The organism is Amycolatopsis roodepoortensis, assembly GCF_014873915.1.
Taxonomy (GTDB): domain Bacteria; phylum Actinomycetota; class Actinomycetes; order Mycobacteriales; family Pseudonocardiaceae; genus Amycolatopsis; species Amycolatopsis roodepoortensis.
This window is the reverse complement of sequence record NZ_JADBEJ010000004.1, coordinates 352,333-376,097: the sequence shown is the minus strand read 5'-3', so window position 1 is coordinate 376,097 and position 23,765 is coordinate 352,333. Positions and strand designations below refer to the sequence as shown.

Annotated in this window: 22 protein-coding genes; 15 read left to right on the top strand and 7 right to left on the bottom strand. The window is 63.9% G+C overall.

Annotated features, from left to right (window positions below):
• The first annotated feature begins 2 nt into the window (after positions 1-2).
• The 9 genes from H4W30_RS12330 (at position 3) to H4W30_RS12290 (ending at position 9,655) form a co-directional block, all read left to right on the top strand.
• Positions 3-887 carry a replication-relaxation family protein gene (locus H4W30_RS12330; protein WP_192742973.1) on the top strand — a complete coding sequence of 295 codons (885 nt, stop codon included), beginning with the start codon at positions 3-5 and terminating at the stop codon, positions 885-887.
• Positions 863-1,990: a ParB/RepB/Spo0J family partition protein gene (locus tag H4W30_RS12325; protein WP_225949301.1), complete on the top strand. Its 1,128-nt coding sequence runs from the start codon at positions 863-865 to the stop codon at positions 1,988-1,990. Before H4W30_RS12330 ends, H4W30_RS12325 begins: the two co-directional genes overlap by 25 nt.
• A 246-nt stretch (positions 1,991-2,236) precedes the next feature.
• A complete protein-coding gene (locus tag H4W30_RS12320; protein WP_225949300.1) occupies positions 2,237-3,103 on the top strand; it encodes a DUF4417 domain-containing protein in 867 nt (288 codons plus the stop codon).
• On the top strand, positions 3,103-3,426 hold the full coding sequence (locus H4W30_RS12315; RefSeq protein ID WP_192742971.1) for a hypothetical protein: 324 nt from the start codon (positions 3,103-3,105) through the stop codon (positions 3,424-3,426). Before H4W30_RS12320 ends, H4W30_RS12315 begins: the two co-directional genes overlap by 1 nt.
• Before the next feature lie 10 nt (positions 3,427-3,436).
• Positions 3,437-5,854: a hypothetical protein gene (locus H4W30_RS12310; protein WP_192742970.1), complete on the top strand. Its 2,418-nt coding sequence runs from the start codon at positions 3,437-3,439 to the stop codon at positions 5,852-5,854.
• A complete protein-coding gene (locus H4W30_RS12305; RefSeq protein WP_192742969.1) occupies positions 5,854-7,809 on the top strand; it encodes a hypothetical protein in 1,956 nt (651 codons plus the stop codon). The genes H4W30_RS12310 and H4W30_RS12305 overlap by 1 nt, the downstream gene beginning before the upstream one ends.
• An 8-nt stretch (positions 7,810-7,817) precedes the next feature.
• Positions 7,818-8,270, top strand: a complete 453-nt coding sequence (locus H4W30_RS12300; protein ID WP_192742968.1) for a hypothetical protein — start codon at positions 7,818-7,820, stop codon at positions 8,268-8,270.
• Positions 8,271-8,722: 452 nt separating this feature from the next.
• Positions 8,723-9,349 (top strand): prepilin peptidase, encoded by a 627-nt coding sequence (locus H4W30_RS12295; protein ID WP_192742967.1) that lies wholly within the window; start codon positions 8,723-8,725, stop codon positions 9,347-9,349.
• A gap of 63 nt (positions 9,350-9,412) precedes the next feature.
• On the top strand, positions 9,413-9,655 hold the full coding sequence (locus H4W30_RS12290; protein WP_192742966.1) for a hypothetical protein: 243 nt from the start codon (positions 9,413-9,415) through the stop codon (positions 9,653-9,655).
• A 10-nt stretch (positions 9,656-9,665) separates the two neighbouring features.
• Here H4W30_RS12290 and H4W30_RS12285 read toward each other — a convergent pair whose 3' ends face one another.
• Positions 9,666-10,073 carry a hypothetical protein gene (locus H4W30_RS12285; protein WP_192742965.1) on the bottom strand — a complete coding sequence of 136 codons (408 nt, stop codon included), beginning with the start codon at positions 10,071-10,073 and terminating at the stop codon, positions 9,666-9,668.
• Positions 10,070-11,125 carry a hypothetical protein gene (locus tag H4W30_RS12280; RefSeq protein ID WP_192742964.1) on the bottom strand — a complete coding sequence of 352 codons (1,056 nt, stop codon included), beginning with the start codon at positions 11,123-11,125 and terminating at the stop codon, positions 10,070-10,072. Before H4W30_RS12280 ends, H4W30_RS12285 begins: the two co-directional genes overlap by 4 nt.
• 942 nt (positions 11,126-12,067) lie before the next feature.
• On the opposite strand from H4W30_RS12280, the gene H4W30_RS12275 reads away from it, so the two are divergent.
• Complete coding sequence (locus tag H4W30_RS12275; RefSeq protein WP_192742963.1) at positions 12,068-13,357, top strand: NucA/NucB deoxyribonuclease domain-containing protein; 1,290 nt, start codon at positions 12,068-12,070, stop codon at positions 13,355-13,357.
• 14 nt (positions 13,358-13,371) lie between these two features.
• Complete coding sequence (locus H4W30_RS12270; protein WP_192742962.1) at positions 13,372-14,016, top strand: hypothetical protein; 645 nt, start codon at positions 13,372-13,374, stop codon at positions 14,014-14,016.
• Positions 14,017-14,200: 184 nt separating this feature from the next.
• On the opposite strand, the gene H4W30_RS12265 is transcribed toward H4W30_RS12270, so the two are convergent.
• From H4W30_RS12265 to H4W30_RS12255, 3 genes are all read right to left on the bottom strand, one after another.
• The gene (locus H4W30_RS12265; protein ID WP_225949299.1) at positions 14,201-15,367 is read right to left on the bottom strand and encodes a hypothetical protein; all 1,167 of its coding nucleotides are present in this window, start codon (positions 15,365-15,367) and stop codon (positions 14,201-14,203) included.
• Positions 15,364-17,175 carry a translation initiation factor IF-2 N-terminal domain-containing protein gene (locus tag H4W30_RS12260; RefSeq protein ID WP_318780594.1) on the bottom strand — a complete coding sequence of 604 codons (1,812 nt, stop codon included), beginning with the start codon at positions 17,173-17,175 and terminating at the stop codon, positions 15,364-15,366. Before H4W30_RS12260 ends, H4W30_RS12265 begins: the two co-directional genes overlap by 4 nt.
• Before the next feature lie 147 nt (positions 17,176-17,322).
• Positions 17,323-18,297 (bottom strand): hypothetical protein, encoded by a 975-nt coding sequence (locus tag H4W30_RS12255; protein WP_225949298.1) that lies wholly within the window; start codon positions 18,295-18,297, stop codon positions 17,323-17,325.
• Between the two features lie 12 nt (positions 18,298-18,309).
• Between H4W30_RS12255 and H4W30_RS44190 the strand changes: the two genes are divergently transcribed.
• Positions 18,310-18,441: a hypothetical protein gene (locus tag H4W30_RS44190; protein WP_264082841.1), complete on the top strand. Its 132-nt coding sequence runs from the start codon at positions 18,310-18,312 to the stop codon at positions 18,439-18,441.
• Between the two features lie 1,127 nt (positions 18,442-19,568).
• On the opposite strand, the gene H4W30_RS44515 is transcribed toward H4W30_RS44190, so the two are convergent.
• Together H4W30_RS44515 and H4W30_RS12245 are read right to left on the bottom strand one after the other, a co-directional pair.
• Positions 19,569-20,441, bottom strand: a complete 873-nt coding sequence (locus tag H4W30_RS44515) for a helix-turn-helix domain-containing protein (RefSeq protein WP_192742960.1) — start codon at positions 20,439-20,441, stop codon at positions 19,569-19,571.
• A 29-nt stretch (positions 20,442-20,470) separates the two neighbouring features.
• On the bottom strand, positions 20,471-20,710 hold the full coding sequence (locus H4W30_RS12245; protein ID WP_192742959.1) for a hypothetical protein: 240 nt from the start codon (positions 20,708-20,710) through the stop codon (positions 20,471-20,473).
• 178 nt (positions 20,711-20,888) lie between these two features.
• Between H4W30_RS12245 and H4W30_RS12240 the strand changes: the two genes are divergently transcribed.
• From H4W30_RS12240 to H4W30_RS12230, 3 genes are all read left to right on the top strand, one after another.
• Positions 20,889-21,140: a hypothetical protein gene (locus tag H4W30_RS12240; protein WP_192742958.1), complete on the top strand. Its 252-nt coding sequence runs from the start codon at positions 20,889-20,891 to the stop codon at positions 21,138-21,140.
• 384 nt (positions 21,141-21,524) lie between these two features.
• Positions 21,525-22,874, top strand: a complete 1,350-nt coding sequence (locus H4W30_RS12235; RefSeq protein WP_192742957.1) for a helix-turn-helix domain-containing protein — start codon at positions 21,525-21,527, stop codon at positions 22,872-22,874.
• Entirely contained in the window at positions 22,871-23,689 is an 819-nt protein-coding gene (locus H4W30_RS12230; RefSeq protein WP_318780593.1) for a class I SAM-dependent methyltransferase, read from the top strand. The genes H4W30_RS12235 and H4W30_RS12230 overlap by 4 nt, the downstream gene beginning before the upstream one ends.
• Positions 23,690-23,765: the final 76 nt, after the last annotated feature.

The window sequence follows — 23,765 nt, the reverse complement described above, 5'->3', positions numbered from 1 at the left end:
CGATGCCGCGACTCGACCCCTTCAAGCGCGAGGCCCTCGTAGTCCTCTACTGGCACCGCATGGTGTCTACGGAGCAAGTGCGGCGGTTGATCGCGCCGACGAGGCCGATTCGCACCGTTCAGCACAAGCTCCTTGCCTTACAAGCAGATGGGCTTGCCGATGGCTTGCATCGGCACCACGCTTCCCGGACTTGGTACGTCACCGAGAGCGGCGCGGAACTCGTCGAGGAGTCCGGGCAAGTGGATTCCCGCCCGTACCGGATCCCCCGGGCGGCTGCGGTGGAGCTGCTGCAGGATCATGCGCTCGACGTCGTCGAAACCGGGCTCGCCTTCGCGACGACGGCCCGCCGGCGTGGGGACGAGTGCGGACCGCTGTCGTGGACTCCGGAGGTCGCCCACCGGTTTCGAGACGGCCGTGGACGACGCCAGGGCGTTGTCATCGCGGACGCGGTCCTCGACTATGTCCTCGACGACGCCGGGCGGCGGTCACAGCGCACGTTCTTCATCGAGCTGGACCGCGCGACCATGCCCGTCGCCCGGCTGGCGCAGAAACTCCGCTCCTACGCCCAGTACCACGACTACATCCCTGGCAAGCCGAACTCAGGTGGGCGTCCCGCCTGGCGAAGCCGGTACGCGCGCTTCCCGCGACTTCTCATCGTCCTGTCCGGCGCTGCCGAGCACCTCCTCGAGCGTCGGCTCGCGGACCTGCGGGCCTACGCACAAGCGATGCACGGCCTGGCGCTCGCCGGCGATCGCGTGTGCGCGCTGGGCACCACCTTGCGGAGGCTCCGAGACCCCGGACCGACAGCGGACATCGCACTTCCGCTGCTCACCGAGAACACCGCACCGGTACCCGTTTTCGCTTGGCCCAAGACCGGCGGATCGTGATGGAGGAGCCCACACCGGTCGATCTCGTCGAGCAGCTCGGGTTTTCGTCCCGGTTGCGTCAGCGCCGGTTCACCTTGCTTCCGCTGCGAGGCGAAGGAAGCCCGTTCACGGACTCGCAGGGACGCGCGCCCGGTGACAGCACCGCGCCGGAAGAACTCGCTGACCTGATCTCCTCCATCGCGACCGTCGGCGTCCTTCAACCGGTTCTCGTAGAGGAGATGGACGCCGGCGACGACAAGGCGCCCGCCATGAGGCTGACGGCGGGGGAGCGGCGGCTCAGGGCCTGCCGGTGGGGTGCGGTCCACAAGCCGGACAACCCGCACTTCACCGCACTCCCGGCGGTCATTTGTCCCGGACCGCTGTCCGATGAGGAACGCCGGATCTGGCAGCTGGTCGAGAACCTCGCTCGCGAGAGCCTGCGTCCGGGCGAGCTGGCGGCCGCGCTCGTTCTCGATCGCTGCGCAGTGCTTCTGGGCAAGCTGATCGCACGCGGCTACAAGGTTCCCGCTGACGTCTACGCCATCGATGACCCGATCGCCCGGTTCTCTGCCATGGAGCGGATCCGTGGCGCCGACAAGAAATGCGCGGCGCCGTGGTCCCAGGTGCTGTCCCGCCTCGGCCTGCAGCTGACCCCGCGGAAGGCGCGCGAGCTGGTGCGCGCGTTCGCCGAGATGCCCCGCGAGATCGCCGAAGAGATGGACGAGGCCAAGATCAGCCTCAACACGCGCATCCGGTTCATCGAGCTCAACCGCGGGCGAGCGCAGGCCGCACAGGAAATCTGGGCCGCGGTGAAGCAGACCAACCGGACTCGGCTGTTGAGCTCGGCTTTGACCGCTGCGGCCGACCCGACGGTCACTCCCGAGGAAGCTCTTGCCGAAGCAGAGCACCTGCACGAACAAGCAGACAGCGCTCGTGCCGACAAGCTCCGCGCCGACTCACCGGTGGCTGCTGACCCCGTTCCGTTAGTGGAACAACGAATTGTCGACAACACCCTCGCCAGCCTTCGCGTCCTGGCCGCCGCGCTGGCTCGCGGTGCTCGCCTCTCCGCGCATGATCTGGCATCGCTCCGTCTTCTGACCGATCAACTCACCGAAACGGAGTGAATCCCCGTGTCCGTCTTCCTCGGCCTGCCCACCGACGCTGCGCCGGCCGCGCGGTGCGACTGCAGGCGCTGCCCCTGGTACGCGGGCACCGATGCCGAGCCCGGTGCGGTGATCGCGCCGCTCTGTTCCGGGTGCAACTCGGACTGCAGCTACTGCGGCTGTGCACGCGCAGAGACCGCGCAGGCGGGAACCGCGTGCTCGAGCTGCCCGGTTCGATGCGGTTCCCGAACCGACATCAAGGCGTGGATGGCCGATGTCGGGGAGACCCTCGAATTCGACGACGTCGTCCTCCGCGGCCGCTTGCCCGAAGGCCTGCCCTCCTTCATCCCGCAGGTCGACGGATCCGGTGCCGGCGACCTCGATGCCGCGTTGGGCTGGCCCGCCTACGCCGTCGGTCTCCGTCGCGTGTTCTCTCCGCAGACGCACGCCATCTATCCGCGGTGGGATCAAGCAGTGACGGCCGCCGAAGTGCTAGGTCTCCCGCCCACGACGCTGACCCTCCTCTCGGGGTACGGGGAGGACCCGCTGGTCGAGGCGTTCTGGACCGCACGGCACCGCGATCGGCTGCTCGACCGGCTGGCGACGCTCGAGTTCGATCTCGTCCTGGCCCCCAATTACTCGATCTACGGCAACTGGCCACGCGCCGAACACCTGATCAACATGCGCAGGTCGTTGCTGCTCGCGGAGGAATTCGTCCGGGCCGGTATGCCGGCCGTCCCGAACCTCTACTGGTTCCGGCTTGAGGACCTCCAGCGGTACGCCGCGTGGATCGCCGACACGGCACCGCCCGCCATCGCGATCAACCTCCAGACCGTGCGCGAGAACAAGAACTGGGAAACCTGGGCATTGCCCGGCCTTACCTGGCTCGCGGAGAACATCCCGGACGACCTCCCGGTCATCATCACCGGCCTGTCCCGCCAAGACCGCATCGCCACCGCCGTCGAGCTGTTCGACACCAGGCTGATTCTCGTCAGCCAGAACCCGGCGCAGTACGCGCTCCACGGTGCCGTGATGACCCCGGAAGGGCGCAAGGACCTGCACGCCCGCATCCCGGACGCCTTCGCCAGTTCCGTGCGATACCTGGCTTCGCTCTTGCCCGAAGGAGGCAACTGATGCAGCGGACACTCTGGATTCTGCTCGGCTGGTCATCCGAATACGGGGCTGCCACGACCGTCGTCGCGGTGCTCGGTATCGATCAGGGAGACGACGGTCGGATCGACCGGCACATCGAATGGGTCCCGCGGGAGTATCAACGCTGCCTCACCTGGCGCGAACGCATCGCCTCGACCCCGATGGGTGACCTCCCCGCTCACATGGAGATCTGGGAGAACTCGCTCACCGCACCCGCCGCACGCGTCGACCTCATCCCCTCGGCGCCTGATCTCGCTGCCGCTGTCCAGTTCCAGCTCGACGACCTGCTCGGTAGCGCCGGCTGAGCGACTCTCCATGGGAACGAATTCCAAAACCAAGCACGCGGCCTACACTGTCGGCCCTTCAGCTTCGGAGGGGCTGCCACTCGAGGACGGTCCGAAGTGGACTGATGTCGAGATCGCCTTGTCGGTCGTCGAAGGCTTCGCCCTCAACGGAGTTGACCCCGAGAACCCCTTCGAGCCGACGACGCTCGACCTGCCCGACGACATCGAAGAACGGTACGCGATGTTCGTGGAGGCGGTCCACGAGGCGCAAGCGGAAATCGCGAAACTCAGCGGTGACCCAACTGAGTTCGAGGATGCCCTGCACACTCAGTGCGAGCTGTTCCTGAACGGAATGACCCAGGACGAGCTCAAGGAGCTCGCGGTAGGGCACGGATTCAAGCACCCAGCGCTGGTGGGACTGTCCGAGACCACGGGGAACCCGTTGGTGCACTGGCTCGACCCGTCCTATCCGGATGACGCGATCATGAAGCAGACGATCCAGAGCGTCGCTATCAACAGATTTGTGGCTTTGTACTCCGGCGAAACAGTCGGTGGCAAGACCCTGGAGCAGTGGCAGCAACTCGACGCGAGCCTGGTCGCAACGCCAAGCCATAGCCTGCCTCCGGGATTCACGTCCTGGACGCCGACCGCTGCCGAGGTCCAGGCGGCGCAGGAAGCGATCAACTCGGCTGCGGGTGCCGTCGAGACAGCCAAAGTCGACGGCTCGTGGGCTGACCCCGACCTCGTCGCGACTCTCATCGCCGCCGAAAACAAGCTGGCGACCGCCCACAACCCCGCGCTGGACGACTTGGAGACGATACGTTCCGCAGCGAAGCATAAAGTCGACCAAGCGTTCACGGACATCGGTCCACATGAACTCTCCGCCGCGATACAAGCTGCGAAGGACCATGACCAGATCGCGCCTTTCCAAGCCAAAGTACTCAACGCCCACCAGATTCTGAAGCTGCTGCGTGCGTCGACCGAGAAGCAGGAACGGCTCGACCTCAAGCACCTCGCCGTCGAGCGCGCAGCAACAAAAGTGACGTTCGAAGCCAACATCGCCGAGCTGCAAAAAGCACTTGGTCCCGGCGGCCTACCCAGCCTCGCCGAACCAGGCGGCATCGCGGCGATGACCAAGTTTCTTGACCACTCGCACCAGGCGGGCGTCGCCTACATGGACATGGGCGGTTGGAAACCGGTCGAGCCGACACTCTCGCACAACGTGACCCTCCAAGTCGCGCACACCGAGATCGCGCCGTGGGCGGACCAACAGGAACTGAAGGACCTGCGGGCCTTCGTCGTGTCCACCGGCCTCCTCACAACCGATCAAGCCGCGGTTGCGACGAAGTCTCTCTGCAAGTCGATGCTGGTCCACCAGGCCTATGGATCCACCGCGGCGGTCGCGTCGCTGAAGCACAGCTTGCAAGAGAAGGTGGCTCTCAAGAACAGCACGAAGTCATTGCCCCCCAAGGCCGCGAAGGCTCCGATCTTGGCAGTACCGAGGAGTGCGTTTGGCCGCCAGCACGCCGAGATGCTCTCAGCGCTGAAGCAGACCAAAGCCGCTCTCGCGGCCTTGCCGAAATCGGTCGATCCGTCTGTTGTCGCGGCTTGGGACTTCGGTGCCGGCAAACCCGCACATCTCGGCGGCACACATCCGAAGACGCTGCACACCGGGCCAGACGGCAAAACCTGGCTCGCGAAAGGAGAAGCGACTCCACGAGGCGGCGCGGTCATCGCAGCTGAGGCCGCTACCTCGCGAGCACTTCACCGTGCAGGCCTGCCTGTGGTCCCCGTATTCGCCACCAAGATCAACGGAAAGCCGGCCTCCGTGCAGCCGATGCTCGTCGGTGCGACCGAGATGTCCGGCAACCCCTCCACCTGGTCACAGACCGACGTCGACGACATCGTCCGCCTGCACGTCGCAAGTTGGGCTCTGGGAAACCACGATCCGCACACCGGCAACGTCCTCCGGACCGGGGAGGGCGGTCTCGTCCCGATCGATCACGGGCAGTCGTTCAAGTTCTACGGCCAGGACAAGCTGTCGATGTCGTTCCGGCCGAACAACACGACGGCCGTCTACCACCAGGCGTACGACGCCTTGAAGGCGGGCAAACTCGCCAAAGGAGTCCGGGTCAACCCCGCGGCCGCCCACTCGATGATCAAGCACCTCGAATCGGTTCCAGACGCGGAGTGGCGCGGATTGCTGCGGTCGGCGGCCTACGCCGGCGCCGCACAGAAGCAGATGAAGTGGGCTCCGGCGATGCGCGCGAGGGCGGCCAAGCAGCATGGCATCGCCGAAACGTCGGTGACCACGAAACAGGTCGCTGAGGCCTTCCTCGACTACGCGGTCGAGCGCAAGAAGAACCTGCGCAAGGACTTCGCAGAGTTCTTCCTCGGTGAGCTCAAGCTGGAGAACGCCGCGGCACTTCATCACGCGGGGAAGACCTGATGGGCACCAATTCCAAGACGGCTCACACGAGCTACGCGATCACGCCTTCGACCCCGGCAGCAGCAGAGCCGGAACCTCCTGAGGAGGAGGTTGCCGCTGATGCGTATGCGCCGGCCGAAGCGGACAGCTCCACGGAACCGGGCGCTCAACCGCTGACGCCTACCCCAGATACGCCGGACGTCGGTAAGCCCTTTGGTGAGCCGATTCTGGTGGGCGGGACCGATCTGCACGCATCGAGTGCCACCCTGGTGAGCTATGCCAGCGCCGAAGGTCCTCGCACCGTTCTGCACGCACTCGTGAGCGAGGAGGCAGAAGAGAAACTGCTTGACGCCATCAACGTCACCAAGGAGACGGCGCCTGTCCAAGTCGAGCAGGTCGTCCATGGCCGGCTGCCGGTCGACGAGCAGCACGAGCTCGCCGACAAGATCATCGCGGCCGCGAAGAGCGTGAACCACCACATCAAAGCGGGAGATCTCTCCGTCGGGAATCTCCCGTCGACAACGGAACAGAAGATCATTGACGCGAAGGCGGCGATGGCTGCCGCGGCAACGGATATCGGTGACAGTCCGGGACCGGCGGACTCCGCGATGCTCGCGCACTACGCGGCGAAGCTGGCCAACGTCGAGGCAGCGGCCGCCGCTGCGAAGAACGTCGGGCACGTTAACCCGTACCTGCACGAAGGCGTCGCGACGGTCACCGTGACGATGCCCGTGCTTGCGAGCGACCATGGCGATCACCGAGTCGCCGGTCTCCTGCGCGACGCGACTCGGATCAAGCCGACCCTGGATTCCGAGACCGGCCAGGCCAGCTGGAACGGGATGGCGCGGTGGGAGAAGGTCGCCGGCAAGGAGTACGTGATCAACCTCGGCGATGGATTCCAGGCCGTCTACCGGCCTTACAGCGTCAACTCGCCGAAGACGACGGAGTTCTCCTTGCGCGGCAGGCTCGAGGTCATCGCGCCCGCAGGTGAGGGGCACGGGCCGGACGTGGTCAAACGGCTCGGGCAGCTCAACCTGGCCAACCGCCCCATGACCCAGGCCGAAGGCGAATACGGCTACCTCGCCGCGAACGTCAAGGCACAGAACCTGGCAGGCAAGACCGAGGTGCAGGCAGCCATCGCAACCGGTGATCAGCTCGAGGAGATGACGCGCCAAGAGCTCTTCCATGAGCGTGCTCACCTCGCCGTCGGCCTGGACGACGCTCAGCTCGCGCGGTTTGCCAAAGACATCCAGCTGGACGCACACACGCAGGCGCTACCGACGAGGGTGAAGGTGCTGCGCGAAGCCGTAGCGAAGGTGACTGGGCACCAGACCGGCGATGCACTCGCCGCCACCGCAGGCTACGACCCGGCTCCCCGGCGGTCCGGCGGCTGGCTGACGTGGAACCGATTCGATGTCGGCAACTCGATGCCGAAGCTGACGGCCGCGTTCAAGGGCAAGGCTCTTGTCCACGCCACGTCGGCGTCGGGACTGAAAGCGATGCTGGCGAATGGTGTGCTCGCCTCCACCGAGCGCCGGACGTTGATGGGGGTGAGCCGTGGCGTCGGCATGAGCGAAGACCAGGACAAGTTCACCGGGGGAGCGAGTTCCGTCTTCCTGCGCGTGCTGGGCACGCCACCGTCGCATGATGGCCCGAAGCTGGTGTGGGACCAACCCGAGCGGCTGATGCACCGCGCGGACTACTACGGCGCGAACGCGGATACCTATGGGGTCGTCAATCCCTCGAAGGCTGGCAAGTACGCGTCGTCCACGCGAGATCCCTTCAAGATCGCCGGCTTCTCCAGCCCCGCCAACGAGGTCATGTTCGGTGATGGAATCGATCTGCTGGGCGCTGAAGGACCGTCGAGAATCCTCTGCGAGAGCAAGAAGCAGCGAGACGAGATCCACACCATGTTCACGGCCAAAGGCATCACGCATATCGCCGGCAAGCCGATCGACGACGTTCTAAAGGTATGAAAGGAGAGATGACCCTCGTGAACCGTGAGATCGACCTCGACGAGGCCGAGCGCGTCCTCGAGAACCTGGTCGCAGGCCGCGCACAGAAGCGGGCCGACGACCTGCTGCCTGGCGCCGAACTCGTCATCGACGGCGGCCAACGGATCGCGCTGGCCAGGCACGTACGTCGGGACACGGACGAGCCCACCCTCTTCTGGATCCGGCCGCTGAGCGCGGCAGTCCAAGACCCAGAAACGCGGCTACCCGTCTTCGATCCGGCGATCACCCGACGTCGTGCGCTCCATGTCACCGCGGCACGGCTCGATGGCCCACGGCTCCGTCTTGACCTTGTCGGTGGCGCGACGGCGACCGTGCAGCCGGCACGTTCCGGCCGACTCGCCGTCCTGCAGGACTTCGACACCTGGATGACCACGATCTCCAGCGGCGAGCGCGAGGGCCTCGAAGCGCTCGACCACGACTGAGCTTTCCCGCATCAAGCCGCTGATCACCGGGGCTTGTCTCGGGTATGAACGCGACTTCAGAACCTCAGCTGTGCGACGTCGAGTGGGTCGCCGAACACCACGAGGCGCACGGTCAGCTGCTTGTTCGCGGCTCCTCACTCGGCGAGATCATCACGAAGGCGACCGGGGCGCTCGCGGGCCACTTCCCACCCGTGGGCCAGGCGGGTTTGCGTGTGCGGCCCGGGTGGTGGTGCGTGACCACCTGCGAGTGCCGCGGAGGGCTCGCGGTCTCGAATCATCCGGGGTGGCATTACCGCCGTGCACGTTCGAACGAAGCCGGCTCTTGGTACGGCGCCGAGATCCGGTTCGGCCTACGGGGCAAGACGTTCACACGGTCGAGCGACGTGAAGGCCGCAGTCTCCGATCCCATGTGACGATGATCGGATGGACCAACTGAGGGCGCCGACCGCTCGATGACCATCGACCTGCGCCTCGCCGTCGGGTTCGTCCTCGGCGCTGGGTTGGCGGCGGTATCGGCACTGCTGTTCCGCGCCACAATTAAGACGGCGCCAAACCGTTCCCACTACGTCGCGATCGTGGTCGCAGCTGCCGTGGTCGGAGCGGCTGCCGCGGTTTGGCCGCCCAGCCTGGTCGCCGCAGGCGCCCTCCTCGCGATGATCGGCGTGCCGGCCGCCGCTGTCGACGTCGTCGAGCACCGGGTACCGGACCGGCTCACTGCGCCCTTGGCCGCGGGGATGGTCATCACGCTGGTCACCGCGGCGCTGATCGCCGATTCGGCGCAGTCGTTGACCATGGCGTTCGTTGGCGCCGCGGTGTGGGGCGGCGTGCTGCTGGCGTCGTTCCTCCTCACCGGCGATCCAGGACCCGGCGATGTCAAGCTGGCGCCGAGCCTGGGGATGATGCTTGGCTGGCTGGGGTGGAAGTGGCTCTTGACCGGGATCGTCGGTTCCTACCTGCTGGCCGCGCTGGTCGCCGGGGTCGGTCTGCTCACGAAGCGTTGGAGTCTTCGCGACGGTCGGATGCCGCTCGCGCCGCCGATGCTGGCCGCCACCGTTCTGAGCGCGACGTTGGCTGCGTGAATCGAACGCACGGGGAGAACGCCATGTTCTGAGGGCTCAATACACCAGCGAAGGAGCCCGCCGATGTACGAACCTCCGTGGTACGACCAGGACCTCGAACAAGCCGCATCGAACGCGGCCCAGCGTTTCGACCTCGATGATGACCAGGCCCGTGGGTTGGTCGAGATGGTCGTCGACGCACTGGAAGAAGGTGGCGAAGCCGTCGGCGACGCGGCCTGGGATGTGGAGAACGAACATCCCGGCGTCCCAGGTGAGGACTTCGTCGAGGACGTCGCCGCGGACCTCGGTTACGAAGACCTGCTGTGAGCTGACAGGTTCAATATTCGGCGTCAGCCGTGCCCGGCTTCGGTAGCCATCGTTCCCGGCCGTCGCGCGGCTGTCCGCCGATGAATCCATCCCAGCAAACCACCTCGTGGGCCACGTCCGTACCGAGAAGCCGTGGATCCAAAGTGGACGAGGCGCGGTTGTACGTCAGCACCAGGCTGCTGCCCTGCGTAATAACCTCTGCCATCTGAAGATGGAAACGTGCCCACTCCAGATAGGTCCTGTACGACCTCTCCAGCTTCTTGGCCAGGCGACGATGGAAGCCTTTCCGCTTCCGCGGAACCTCTGTGAACTCGTCATAAAGCTCTTTGGCACGAGCGAAGAAGTTCTCGGCCGCGAGACAGTGATGGGCCGCCGACATGACGTCGTCGGTCGGGTTCGTTCGTTTGACTGCGATCATGATTTCCTGCCTTGTTGTCCAGATGGGGGAGTGTCGACCAGGTTGACCTTCTTGCCGATCCGGACGGGTGCGTCAGCCGGGCCGCGCCAGTGGCCGGACACGACTTTCCAGCGTCGGAGCGAGTGGTTGGGTCCGTATGCCTGCCTTCGAAGGAACGGCGCGACGGGGAAGCGGACACCTACGGTGCGCCCGGTCGGCTCGAAGGCCCGCGCCGGTCGAGGAGGGGTCTTTCGGCTGACAGAGAGCACTCGGACCGGGTCCGTGGAGTGACCGGCTCGCGCGGACCGTTTCCGCAACGTCTTTGGGAGGTGCTCGTCGGATACTTCCGTGAAGCCGTTCGGCTGGCAGAAGATCCATCCGGCGTGGACTACGCGTAGCCAGTCGATCGTCGTCTTCGCGGCGGCGACCTTGGTGGGATCGAGGGATCGCCCGCCGGGCTCGTCGGGGACGACGGCTTGGGTAGCTCCCCAGGGCATGTAGATCTCGTTGTCCCAGGTCAGCTCCGCATTCTGTGTGTGCGCTAGCCGGGTCGCTTCGGCCGACGGGAAGCCCACCGCGCGGAACTTGGCGATGACCGCCGCGAAGTCGGTGGCGCTCCAGAACGTCAGCCAGAGCCCGCCGTCGGGATGGCTGATGAGGGTGGTTTCTCCCCAGGAGACGGCGACGATGGCGACTTCCTTGCCATCTTCTCTGGCGTAGGTTGCCAGCGGTTCGGCGAAGAGCATGAAGCCGGTCAGCGCGGGCAGGTCCTGAGGTTCGATGTCCCAGCGGTCCCGAAGATTCCGGGCGGCATGGTGAACGAGGGGCGTGATGTCGCTGGTGACATAGAACAGTCGCGCTTGATGGAGCCGCCGGTACTCGTCCGCCAGCATCAGCTCGGCGCCCATGTCCGGATCACCGACCGGGCGAAGCGTCCCTCGCCCCTCGCGTATCAGCGCCGAAGTGAACAGGTGAGCGGCGAAGGTTGTGAGGTACTCGGCTAGATGCTCGCGCAAGGCGGGAAGCTCACGCGGCTCGGGCGGGCACCAAGCTGCATCAGCGTGCTCGGCCATGGTGACGCCCCTCGAACCGCTTCCGAACAGTCAATGATCTGGGGTTGATGTGTCGCATCGCGCCTCGCAAAAACCTTGATTACTAAGTGAACAAGGTCAGGGTAAGCAAACTTTGCACACTTAGTCAACAATGTTGGTACGAGGCGAGACATGCCGCGATGCCGCTGGTCCGGGTTGGACGCGCAGGTTCCTGTTAGCTTCAGCCTGGTGAGCGGCGAAAACCATCGGGTGGAAGATGGCCGTCCGGCCGGCGAAGGGCTGACCCTTCGATACCTCGGAATGGTCGAAATCGGGGAGTGGTTCGGGGTCTCGCATCGAACGGTCGCCCTGTGGCGGCGCCGCTACGCCGCTGACCACCCATTTCCGGAGCCAGACGTCATCATCGGTCGGACACCTGGCTGGTCGCCTGCTCGCGAAGCGGAGATCCGGACGTGGGAGCAGGTGCGGCCGGGGCAGGGCGCCGGCGGCGGTCGGCCAAGGAAGGCGACCTAGCCGGTTTGCTCAGGCTGTGGCTCGTCCACGTCTTCGTTGGGGGCTCGAGGGCGGTAGGCGGCTGGTCATGCCCCTTGAGCAGATGCTGGGTACCGCTAAGGAATAACTTTCTCGGCGGATACGTGCGGCCCTCGCCGGACTTGCGGTCCAGTATGCAAGCGTTTCGCCGCAGCGGCCTGCAGCTGTGATTGGCGTCCGTATGTAGGAACGCTATTGGCCCGGATGCCGGACGGAAGTGTCTCGTAGTGGGCTGCCCGAGTGCATGTGTAGCTGAATTCGGCTTCATACTTGACGGTCAGGGGCTGTTCTCGATAGACAGACCTTGCTCATTCCATACGAGGGGGGCTGGGCGATCCGCATTTCGCTATGACTGCGTATTGATGCGTGGCCCCCGAGGGGTGTGATTTTGTGTACGGGAGACAAGTACGATTAAGTCGAAGAATCGGCGTGGTGGCTGCACTCGCTGGCACTATCGTACTCGGCGCGCCCGAGGCTAGCGTTGCGCAACCGGCCGGCGCGTCTGGTTCGCAGCTTCGGGTAGTCATCACAGGGCTGGATGGAAACCCCTTGCAACCAGGGGAAACCTTTCCCGTTACGGCGGAGGGCAGGTTCGCGGCGGCCGCGGCGAAGGGTAACGAACCTTCGCGGGAGCAGGCCAGCCCTGAGTTTCAGGCTGCCACCGCTGCCCTGGCGAACCGGTCGGTCGACGAGCCGATGTCGGCGCAGGAGATTCCGCAGTATCTCCTGGAGTTGTGTAAGAAAGACGCTCGTGCGGAAACTGCAACGGGACACGTTTTTCATCGCCTATTTTGGTGCCAACGCTACGGCTTGAAGGCGAAAGCGTATCGTGGCACCGTGCTCAGTGGTGAAGTCACCTTGAAATGGATCGCCGTGGCGATCGGGAACTACAAAATCCGCACGAACACGTTCATGCTGCAACCCACGTTCGCCGGCGACGGCTGGGGTGACTTCGGCAACGTCGCCACGACCCAGTTGATGGCAGGTCCCATCTGCGGGAGCGTCGGTGACCCAGGGTGCAGCGTCAACACGAGACCGGTGACGATGTCGGTGGCGGACTGGCAGCGTGAGGTCAACATCCAGTCGTGGTACGGGTGGAGGATCGAGTCGGATGAGACCAAGAGCACCGCGGTCGACAAGGTTTCCAACCACACCTGGCGAATCACTACCGGCGTGCATACCCCGGAACCCGGCCGCGAGTGGACAGCGGACACTCCGGACAACGGGATGCGGTGCGATTCCGCCTCGTACTTCCGATATGACCCGAAGTCGTGTATCAGTTCCGACGTAATCCCGTGGCTGCCGGTGTTCGCCGGGCTTCTCCCTGAGTTCGCCGCCCACATCAGCCAGGCGCTGAACGCGCCGGACACGACCTTCCCGCCCGAGCCTCACCCCAAGCAGATCCCCGGCAAGTACGTGTACGGCAACTCGACAGTCCCGGGCCTGCACAGGCTGCCGGACGCGGAGAAGAAGCCCAACAGCGACGAAAAAGACAGGGCGTGCGCCCGGATCCCTGCTCCCCATGACCCTGACGAGCAGTGTGATGAGTACCCGTTCGCTGCCACCGTTGAGGGGGCGGCGAGCCCGGTGTGGGACTTCTCCGTGAAGTACATCGACGGGTGGCAGAACGGCCAAGGCGGCAATGCCTTGCAAGCGCTTTACCAGTCCAGCAGGATCCTGTACAAGGACCTCGACAAGTTCTACGTCAACGTCATCAACTGATTGAAGGCACCTTGATGGCCACGCTGCTGCGCCACTTCGCTGACCAGTTCGAACTGGACTACTCCACGCTGTTCATCGAAGACGACGCGGTGGACCACGACATCGTGCCGCCGACCTCCGGCGGATGGTTGACGGCCACCGAGCAGCAGGTGACCGTGAGCAGTGCTTCCGGGACAACGAGCGTCCCGGAAGCACTGCTCGAGTACTGGGACGGAGAACCGCCACAGCCCGGCCCTGACTGGGTTAACAGCAGCGAGGCTCTGGCTTGGTTCTCGACGGGCAGGCTCAGCATCTGGCGCACCATCAGGGAACACTCCCTCGGACACTTCGAACTGGGCGGCCCCGGCCTTTACCGGGTTCGGGCGCACACCGGAGATCGTCACGAGGTCCGGCAAGCCACAGACAAGGCGTCGCGCCAGAACGACGAAGGCTCGGGTACGAGGACCACCCAAGTAGTCGAGCGGTTCCTTATCCGGTTCTGGCCGGCGCCCTCATCGGACACGCGCGACATGGTTGAGGCCCCAGGCAGTATCTATCCGGAGCACTCCGAACAGAACATGCTCGCACAGGCCATCCGCACCATCGGCACCAGCGACTTCGCCGAAGCCGTCGAACGCACCGAGCGAGTAAATCGCGGACCGGGCCAACATCGAAAGTGAGGGGCTGGTCGAGTCGTTCAGGCCACTTGACGCGGACATGCTACCCGCGGAGCGTATCTAGCACGTCGGAGCTGAGTACCTGCACACAAATCACGAGGCCGACGTCGTCGGCAGGACACGAGAACCTGGTTTCAGAGCGTTCATGTGATGTCAGCCGATCGCGATGACTGCTGCGGGAAGATACTCACTTCACGGCTTCTTTGAGTAGATTGGCCCACTTGCGGACTGTCGCCTTGTCACCCTTCTTGAGCAGACGCATATGGGAAAGGCGATTCCGGATAGGGACGATCTGTTGAGAGAAGCGATCCCATGAGACCTTATCCCAGAAAAGCCCACCGAACCTGTCCGAGCGTACGACTTCGAGTAGTTCCGGGAGCGACAGCCACTCGATGGGATCACGTAGTTCAGCCACGCTGAGCGCACCAACGTAGGCATCGGAGCGCGCACGTCCCAGCGCCGTGGCGGCAGTGTTTTCGTGAAGGAGGCTCTTACGCCAATTCTTCACGTTGGGCTCATTGATTGCGGCGTCTCGCAGAGCCTTGCGGATGCAACGCTCGATGTACCAGAGCCCATCGGTGACCTCGGCCAGGTCGGTTTGTGGCGACACATGGCTCGCCATGACGTCGCCGATGGCGTCCCTGAACTTCCACAAGAGCCGAGGCGTGGTGAAGGCGAATCCGCCGTCGACTACGTGGGCGAGACCTGCGCTGCGCAAGGCGTCCTGGGTGGTTGAGTCGACCTCATTGATGAATCCGGCGTCGTGGCGTCCTTCGAAGAGAGCGAAGTCCAGTTCCGTGAGGACGCTGACGCCCAGTTCCGCTAGAACATTGCGCAGGATGATGGCGACGTCGGCCTTGCTGTCGAATCCGATCGCGGGGAGCAGAGAGCCAGGGACGCCGCGTGCCACCTCTGGACATTCGTCGTTGCGCAGCGCCGGCAGGCAATGCAGCTTGGCATCCATGAGGAGGTTACTGCCGACGACAGGCGCGAAGGCAACCCGGGGGACCCGTGAGATGAGGCAAACTTCGATGCCGAGTTCAAGCAGTCTGAGTACCTCGATGCGGAGTGCGCCAAGGGTAGTGTTCGCGGCTTTACCGTCGCGCGCGAAAACTTCCATTCCGGTCAGAGCGATTCGTTTCGCATCGCTCGTGACAAGGGTCGGTGTTGTGGCGAAGTCTGTGGCGTCCAGCACCGTCATTTCCAGCTGGGCCAGCAGTGGTTCCCGGAGGGGCTCAAATGCCGCTCCGCACTGGGTAAACACCAGTTTAAAGCGCGCGAGTCGCTCACGTATTTCTGTCGCGCGCTTTTGTGCCGCGCTGAGAGTTAGATCAGTCATCGCCATCTCGGTCATAGCAGGTGCAGTACAGGAGTGAGTTCGTACGTGTTGTCGACCTTCTGTACAAGGCCTAGGCTGATCAGGTGGCCGAGCGCGAGAGGTGCGTCCTCGGCGAACGCGGCGAACGACTCTGGTTCGTCGGTAAGGATTTCGAGAAGGTAGGACTCATCGGGGTAGTACCGCTTGACGTGGTCGAGCATCTCACGCATGTTCCCGGCCACCTGGCGTCGCCATTCGGTGATAGTCCGCAAGACCAAGGGTTTCTTGATCTCTCGGTGAAAGGTGTCTACAGGAAGCTCGTGGACCACGTTCGAGGCTAGATGTCGGTACAGGAACGCATGACCGCCGGTTGCCTCGAATAGGGCGTCGAGCGCGCCGGCGTCGATGCTGATGCCCATCTTCTGCCCGACGGAACGCGCAAGGTCGTCGGCCTCGTGCTTCTCGAAGGGAGCGAGAAACGTTGCCTTTGCCCAGGAAAAGAGCGGATTCGGTCGCCCGTATAGGCGTCCGCTCTCAATGATCGAGCTGGTCAGCCCGGACAGGAGAAAAGTGAAGTTCGTGTTCTCCTGGACAAGACTGCGCAACACGCCGAGAAGCTGGGCGACTGAGGTCATGTCGCCTTCGCAAATGTCAATCCGATCGGACGGGGTGAGGTACTCGATTTCGTCGAGCATCAGGACGATAGTGGTGCCATCTTCGGCTAAAGTACGCAAAACAGTCTGGAATGCTCGCTTGAACTCGGAGATCCCGGGGTTCGCTGGCAAGTCGGCGAGGGCCTGGGCGGCGAGTTCGCGGCGGCGGAGTTCGGTCACCAAGTCATCAACGAGGTCCTTGAGAAGATCCGGCACCGGATCCTCCGGTGGCGATGGCAGGCTCTCCAGGTCTCGCAAGATGAAGATCTTCTCTGGGCTGGAGAATGTTTGTGCCAGCTCGGTGAGGACACTGGTCTTCCCGGCTTTACGTAGTCCGAAGAGTCCCGCGACTCGCTGGTTGCGAATGTCGTCCCGGAGAGTCTGTAGCAACTGGCGGCGCCCGAAGAACCGGTCGCCTCGTACCGGTGTGGTCTCGTAGAACAAGTCGCGAGTGAAGACGTAGCTGCTGAGAAGCTTGATGAAGGCGATCGGATCACCGTCATCGGGGAGATCAAGCGGGATGGCCAGAAAGTTCTTGGACGAGTTAGACCAATCGTCGAGCCGTTCGCGCAGGCGCGGGTCGGGCGACCAGACGACCATCATGTCCGGTGTCACCTCGCGACGGTGCTGGAGTCTGGTCAGTATTCGTTTCGCCGCCTGAAATGTCCTCATCTGTAGATCGCGGTGGGGGCTGTAGAAGAACAACACTTCCCTGGTCAAGCCGAATGCCGACTCGATGGCTCCACTGAACCGCACCAAGGCGAACCCGCAGCCATCGGCGCCGGAAACCTCTCCCGCCACGGAGTAGAAGAACTGCGACCCGAGCTTGGCCAGGATGGTTTGGTGGTCTTCGACGACGGGAAACGCCTGTTTGAGCAGGTTCAGATGACGGAGTGTCTCGGGGTGAGTCGGTGGCCTGACGGCCCCAGCGCTCCACGTTGCTGGGCGCGGCGTTGTAGACCCGGCTTGTGCTGCAGCGTCGTACTGGCCGAAGGACTCTTTCAGGCGGGTCGCAGAGGTCTCATCGACCAGGCTCGACGCGCTCCGAACGTTCACCCCCTGTTCGGCTAGCCGGGCCATGACCTTGAGAGAGCTGATGCCCAACTCTTTGGCTAACTCGTGCACGCGTTGCCGCACGTGGTCTTTCCCCCTCTGCTGCGCCACTGGCTGACCGGGATCGTACCGGTGCACGCTGGCAACTTCGCCACGGAGTTGCGACCGATCAAGCGGAGTAGCGCGAGCGGTGATCAACATCCTCTCGTCGGCGCAGGGATGAGGTCAACTGCGTGGGGGCTTACTTAGCGGTTGCGCAAGCCGCAACATGGCAGGTCAAACTCGCTAGTGCGTCTGGATTCCCGTGGTACTAGCGGTGATCCATCGGACTCCGTACGCGAATCCCGGTGCGAGGTTTCGGAACTGGACGTGTACTTCGCCTGTATCGTCTGGTGGCAGCGGCGTGCTGCTGGTGCTCTTGTCTCGGACATCTTCTTGGAACACCTTGTCCAGCTGCACGACTTGGACGGGTGCAGGGCTGGCGAACCGGATGTGTAGGTCAAACAGATCGACTGGGTGCCGGGGGACACAAACGTAATGTGCGTACTGCATGGGTCCGCGGAGTCGTAAGGCGAACTCGTGCTTTCCACGGCGGTCGAGTGGCGTCGGCAGCCGCAGTCCGAGCCCGATCCGCTCGCGTGATTCCCTGACACTGGCGGTCAAGCGTCCACCATGGAAAACATCAACCTTCAGGTCCTCCTGCGCGGGGTTGCTGTCTTCCTTTCGAGTAGCCAATGTCAACGCTAAGTCCAGCTCGGAGATGTCGTCGGAGTCTGCGACGATCCGGCGGAACTCGAAGGCCTCGGGCACCGGTTGGTCGAGCGCGAGTGCCACTCGTAGTTCTTCGGTATGCCATAGCTTGCTCCGGCCAGCAGGTGGGGAGCCCTGTGTGCTGACCGTGGCCAGCGCCGCAAGCTGCTCGATTCCCTCATCGATGCGGCGACGGGCGGTACGGTCATCGCGGTCGAGCGTGCGGGCAAGCCACGTCACGCGGTCTTGGTAGAAGGGGATCCTCGCCTCTTCGTGTAGCGCGAAGGCCGCGAGTAGGGCGATACGTAAGTCTGCCGGCAGCGACGCGGCCAGCGCGTACAGGCCTTCTGAAACCTTCCGCCGGACCTCCGTGTCGTCGTCATCTTCTGAGATCCGGAATGTGGTCCGTAGGGCCGGCCCGATGCGTTCGCCGAGTTGTACGGCAGAGAGGCCTCTTCCTCGGCGGAGCAGCTTGAGTTCGCTGATTACGTCGGTTGCGCTAACGCTCATACCTAAGCTCCGATGCACGCCGGAGCGCTCGGCAAGAGGGCAGCCGCGCGGAGGCTGGTCCCCGTGGTGCTGTATATGGAGACCGTCGAAGACGGCTTCCGCGCGGCCGCGCTCAAGCAGCCCGCCGAGGCCGGAACCTGCTAAATCCACGTGCGAGCTGTTTAGCGAGCAGACAGATCGTGCCGGAGGCGGCGAGTGCTGCTTCCAGCGTGTATCCGCGGGTGATCAAGAATCCTGTGAAGGCCTGGATCATGATCACGATGATGATCGCGCCACTTGGGTAGGGGCTTGGCAACCAGGGAACCGGATCAGGCGTACAGGGCTGATCCTTGCGAACTGGTGACATCGAACTGCGGGATCCTCTCTACATTGACCTAGGCGTCTAATCCACTGGCATGTGGCAGGAGTTGCAGCTCCGGCCACGTGGACAGGCAGAGTCTTGCGCAGAGTGCCGAAGAACGGAAGGCTAACTACGAAGCGTAGCGACCTGGTTGCAGAACTGAGGGGCCGCAGGCTGCAACCTGTGGCCCCCTTCGACGACGCGCCTAGGTCAATAGACAGGTCGCAAGGTTCAGGATTACCGGACCGGCCGGCCTATGTCGCCGAATGTCATCTTCTTGTCCATCTTTTGACCAGTCATGTCCACTGGCGTCTCGGCCGTTTGACCATCCCTGAAGGCAGGGTAAACCCACTGGTCAAGGGTGCATGGGAGGCGGTTCCTGATGTGGGACTGTGCAGGACCCGTGGGCTCATGCGAGTGTTGAGTGACCGCTGGCGGCTTGAAGTGAACTGGCTCTTGGCTACGAGACGTTGCTCGGAAAACTAGCCAAGTAATAGGCGTCGCGTGCGACGCCACGCAGGTGGCGGAGGCGAAGCTGCAGTGCTATTCCAGCCCGACGTAGCCAACCCCGAGTGGGTCGTGGACAGGCATGATCGTGCAGCGGCTTATCATCGGAGGCCAGCGCGCCGAGCCCGGTCAGACCATGGTGTCGCCGTCGTTGACGTAGTGAATATGAGCCTCTCATCCACTGACAACTGCGCCAGCATCGCAGTGCCGGTTACGGACCGTTGGCATCTGCGAACGCCTCTCTTAACGCTACGGCGCCTGGCACGACACCGGCTTCCTTCGAACGATGCAGCCCCACCAGCTACCTGCTGTGGACCTTGCCGTCGATGACTGCCGCCTGCGCCACGGAGTAGTTGGTAAAGAGAAGTACACGATGAACCCTCCGCACTGGGTGGTCACCACCGACGTGTGGCGATGCTGTGTCTCACAGGTGCACTGCCGAGTTAGCAATCTCAACGGATTTCCGCTTACTCAGGGCGGTCTCGCGGAGTTCGTTTAGCTTTCGTAGGTACGGTGCCATGTCTTCGCTGTCTTCCAGTACCAACATCGCAGTTGCGGTGTGAACGGTGACGACGGAGTTGCCGTCGTAGTCCTCAAAGAAGCCGAATGCCGTTTGGGGATCTTCGTCGAAGCTGTCCGACGGAATGAGGTGCACGTGGCAGTGCGGCACGGTCGAGGTGATCACCAACTGAAGGAGCTGTTCATCCAGGACGCTGCGCATCGTCGGGTCGTGGAGAGCGATCTCGTCAATGTAGAAGGTGGCGTCGAAGCCATACCTCGCACCCTTGAGTACTTCCTGCCGCGCGAGCCGTGCCTGCACGGCTTCCTTCACGAGTGGATCCTTGGGGTTCCGGTTGTGTCGCAGCGTCACTTCCGCGTACTGCTCGCTCTGCAGCAAGGAAGGGATTCGCCGTGGTTCGTAGAGCGTCATGGTCTTGGCGCTCGCGTGCAGGAAGTCGAAGGTCGGGAGCAGATCGGGCATGTTCTCCGGGTGGCGTTGGAGGTCGTAGCCATTGGCCGGTGACTCGGCCAACTTCTTCAGCCGATCGAACTCGGCCGGTTCCGTGCCGGCTTTTGCCAGGTAGGTCACGATGTCCAGAGGAGACCCTTCGCGCTGTCCGCTCTCTAACCGAGAGACCTTCGGAGCTCCCCAGCCGAATGGGCGGCAGATATCGGCTTGGGCCAAGTTGGAAGCTTCTCGTGCGCACCGCAACGCGGCACCGAGCTCTCGGCTTTTGGCTGTTGACTCCTCGGCACGCTTAGATCGTGCGGTTGGTTGAGGTGCCGATTTGAACACGACGGATCACTTTCTCAAGTCGGGCTTGGTCACGGCCACTGAGGACTTTGTGGCCAGAGTCGGTGATGGAGTTCGGAAGGGACGAGAGCTGCCAACGAGAGCCGCGCGGCGAGCACTTCCCTTGCCGCGACGTCAAACCGTTCGCACGGCCACTGCTGGCCGAAGCAGATTGAGCAGAGGAACGTGACGTCGGGGTCGGGCAGATGTGCGGTCAGGTCGCATACCGCGGATGCGACCTTGCCCAAAGGGCTGTCGCTGTCGACGATCACGCAGTTCCATGACCGGATCGATGGTGGTTCTTCCATGACCGGGTCACCCGCCTCGGCGTCGTCACGGGAATGGGTAAGTCTTGTTCGAGCTTCTCGGTAAGACGCCTACGGCCTCCTGGTTCCCTGTGACAGCGGAAGTAGGGCTTCCAGGTACGGCCGTGGCTGTGGCGGGAGAACGATGACTTCGGTCGGCTCGTCGTTCAGCACCTCAGGCTCGGCCGAAGGCCATTCGATTTCCTCATCGTTTCGCTGCCGTCTGACCCTGGCGACGATCGCCAAAGCCGACCAGTACGGCTGCCCTCGGAACAGGTGGATTCGTCGGCGCCTTCTGATATGGCTGACGATGAGCCAGATCAGGCAGACGGTGACTGCGGCAGCGCTGACGGACCAGAACATCGACATGGCGGCCTCCTGGACGGCGTTCGCTTAGAAGCCTTCGCGAAGCCGGTAGGCCAGCCGGACGGATACGCACGGCCAGACCTGTCCGCAGCACGAGCATCGGCCGTGGAGCGGGTCGGTATCGGGGAAAGGCGCGTGTACGGCGAGATACAGCGTCAGCAAGCTATACAACTGGACGGGTTCAGGGTCCTGCGATCGGTTGGCTCGCGATTTGGTCGGCCAGAACGGCGTCCGGCGCTTCGAATGGCGGCGCATCGAGTTCTTGCAGACGGTTGTCGTCATTGCTGACCTCCGGACGCGGGTGGTTTTCCTGGACTTTCACCACTCTGGCGTGGCCGGTATAGTTACGTAACGGGGTAACGTCGCTACGTTTGGTATTTACCCTCATTTACCCCCTGGTAGAGCCGGAGACCACATGGCCGACGAGAGTGTCACCGCCGAGACGGCGCAAGCTCGTCTCGCTGGGGAGATCAAGCGGCTCCGGGGTGCGGCCGACCTGAGTCAGTCCGGCTTGGGTGAGCGGGTGGGCTACACCCGGAACTACGTCTCCATGGCCGAGAGGGCCGGTGGAAATCTTCCGTCGCAGAACCTCGTCGAGGCGCTCGATCAGGCCCTTGGTGCCGCAGGGTGGCTGTGTGCGCTTTGGCGTGAAGCCAAGGAGGAGCAACAGGTTCGTCGTCGTACGGGGCGAGTTACAGTCTTGACCAGTTCGTCAGAAGGGGTTGAAGATGCTGAGCTCAGCCGGCAGGCAGCCGCCGAGGACGCGCGCGATGCCGCGCGGACCGCGCGCATGATCGCGTCGTCGGGAACGACGAACGAGGCCGTTGAGCAGTTCGACTCCGAGATCCGCAGGATCGCCGCGGCTTACATCTCCCGGCCGCTGGTCGACGTTTTCGGTGAAATTCGGGAGCTACGGCACGAGGTCTTCCGGCTGCTCGACAGCAACCGGATCCCGAACCAGCTTCGCGACCTCTATCTGCACGCGAGCAGGCTCGGCGGTTTGCAGGCACATGTGGCGCTGGACCTCGGCGACTACCGTGCCGCCGACGTTCACGCGCAGACAGCGTGGCTGTACGCCAAACTCGCCGGACATCAGGACATGCTCGGCTGGATCAAGGCGCTCCAGAGCCTGATCGCCTACTGGGATGACCGGCTCGAGGACGCTGTCGAACGGGCACGGGAGGGTGCTTTGTTCCGGCCCCGTGGAACGACTGGAGCTCGTCTGGCGAGTCTTGAAGCGCGGGCCTGCGCGGCACGCGGTGACGAACAGGGAACGCTGACCGCGCTTGATGTCGCGGATACCGCGCGCGCCGACGCGACCATGGACGAGTACTCCGGCGTCTTCACCTTTCCCGCGGCGAAGCAGTCGGTGTACGCCGGAACCACTCTGCTGACCTTGAAGGGCAGTCCGGCACTAGCGAAACAGGCCATCGGAAAGTCGCAGTTCGCGCTCGACGTCTATCAGGCGGCGGCCCCCGCCGATCGTTCCGCGGGAGACATCTTCGCTGCCCGCCTCGACTTGGCTGGCGCACATATGGTCCTGGGCGATCTGGACGCCACGCAGTCGTTCCTGGTTCCCGTTCTCGCCGCGCCTCAGGTGCGCCGAACGGCCAGCATCGTCAAGAGGGCCCGCGACATCGGAGATCGATTGAGCTCCACGAAGTACCTCACAACGGCTCGCGCCAAAGGGCTGCGCAACGAGATCCGGGAGTTCTGCGCGCCGCCACCCGCCCTTCCGCCGGGAGCGACGGTGGTCACGAAGTGACGTCGCGACCCGAGGGCGTGGACACGACGAGCCGTGCCAAGCTCGCTGGAAGTGCGTACAAGGACGAGGCCGATCTCGCCGCACGGCAGTCGCTGTACAGCTGGCAGCAGCCGCGTTACGACCTGCCCGGCATCGTCCTCGAACATCTGCCGCCATCGGCGACGAGCGTGCTCGACCTGGGCTGCGGGAACGGGAAGTTCCTCGACCGCATCCGGCGTGAGCGTCCGCAGGCGCTCGTCATCGGAGCTGACATCTCGCCAGGGATCCTGGCGCCCTTGCCACCGCCGACCGTGGCGGCTGACGCGGCGGCGCTGCCCTTCGCGTCTGGACGGTTCGACGTCGTCCTGGCGCTGCACATGCTGTACCACGTCGCCGACCTGCCTGCGGCGCTCGAAGAGATCCGCCGGGCGCTCGTTCCCGGCGGCCTCGCGTTCGTCTCGACGAACGCGCACAGCGACAAGGGCGAGCTGGACGACCTCTGGTCAGCGGCCGCCGGCGACGTCCTCGGCATCGACAACGGGCCGAGGCGGGTGGCGCTCAGCGAACGGTTCGCGCTCGAAGACGCGCCTCGCCTCCTCGAACCGTACTTCGAGCAGGTCACCACGGTCGACCTTCCCGGTGTGATCACTGTCCGCGAGCCCGATCCTGTGCTTGCGCACCTCCGTTCGTATCGGGCTTGGGCTGACGAAGGCGGCGTTCCGTTCGAGGCGACGATCGACCGTGCACAAGAGCTGCTCGTCCGGCATATCGACCGGTACGGCGAGTTCACGATCTCGTGCCGCGGCGGCGTCATCGTCGCTCGAAAGCTCCCCTGACCAGGCAACTCACAAGTTGATCACCATGGGTAGTCAGGTACTACAAACGGGCGAAAAGTCGCTGATCGTGGTCACC

Bases quoted from the DNA above. Each gene is read 5' to 3' on its own strand.
- H4W30_RS12295 (WP_192742967.1), top strand. From the start codon at position 8,723: ATGACCATCGACCTGCGCCTCGCCGTCGGGTTCGTCCTCGGCGCTGGG.
- H4W30_RS12310 (WP_192742970.1), top strand. From the start codon at position 3,437: ATGGGAACGAATTCCAAAACCAAGCACGCGGCCTACACTGTCGGCCCT.
- H4W30_RS12280 (WP_192742964.1), bottom strand. From the start codon at position 11,125: ATGGCCGAGCACGCTGATGCAGCTTGGTGCCCGCCCGAGCCGCGTGAG.
- H4W30_RS12285 (WP_192742965.1), bottom strand. From the start codon at position 10,073: ATGATCGCAGTCAAACGAACGAACCCGACCGACGACGTCATGTCGGCG.
- H4W30_RS12305 (WP_192742969.1), top strand. From the start codon at position 5,854: ATGGGCACCAATTCCAAGACGGCTCACACGAGCTACGCGATCACGCCT.
- H4W30_RS12320 (WP_225949300.1), top strand. From the start codon at position 2,237: ATGGCCGATGTCGGGGAGACCCTCGAATTCGACGACGTCGTCCTCCGC.
- H4W30_RS12290 (WP_192742966.1), top strand. From the start codon at position 9,413: ATGTACGAACCTCCGTGGTACGACCAGGACCTCGAACAAGCCGCATCG.
- H4W30_RS12265 (WP_225949299.1), bottom strand. From the start codon at position 15,367: ATGACCGAGATGGCGATGACTGATCTAACTCTCAGCGCGGCACAAAAG.
- H4W30_RS12240 (WP_192742958.1), top strand. From the start codon at position 20,889: ATGACTTCGGTCGGCTCGTCGTTCAGCACCTCAGGCTCGGCCGAAGGC.
- H4W30_RS12330 (WP_192742973.1), top strand. From the start codon at position 3: ATGCCGCGACTCGACCCCTTCAAGCGCGAGGCCCTCGTAGTCCTCTAC.
- H4W30_RS12255 (WP_225949298.1), bottom strand. From the start codon at position 18,297: ATGAGCGTTAGCGCAACCGACGTAATCAGCGAACTCAAGCTGCTCCGC.
- H4W30_RS12315 (WP_192742971.1), top strand. From the start codon at position 3,103: ATGCAGCGGACACTCTGGATTCTGCTCGGCTGGTCATCCGAATACGGG.
- H4W30_RS12300 (WP_192742968.1), top strand. From the start codon at position 7,818: ATGACCCTCGTGAACCGTGAGATCGACCTCGACGAGGCCGAGCGCGTC.
- H4W30_RS12270 (WP_192742962.1), top strand. From the start codon at position 13,372: ATGGCCACGCTGCTGCGCCACTTCGCTGACCAGTTCGAACTGGACTAC.
- H4W30_RS44190 (WP_264082841.1), top strand. From the start codon at position 18,310: ATGCACGCCGGAGCGCTCGGCAAGAGGGCAGCCGCGCGGAGGCTGGTC.
- H4W30_RS12235 (WP_192742957.1), top strand. From the start codon at position 21,525: ATGGCCGACGAGAGTGTCACCGCCGAGACGGCGCAAGCTCGTCTCGCT.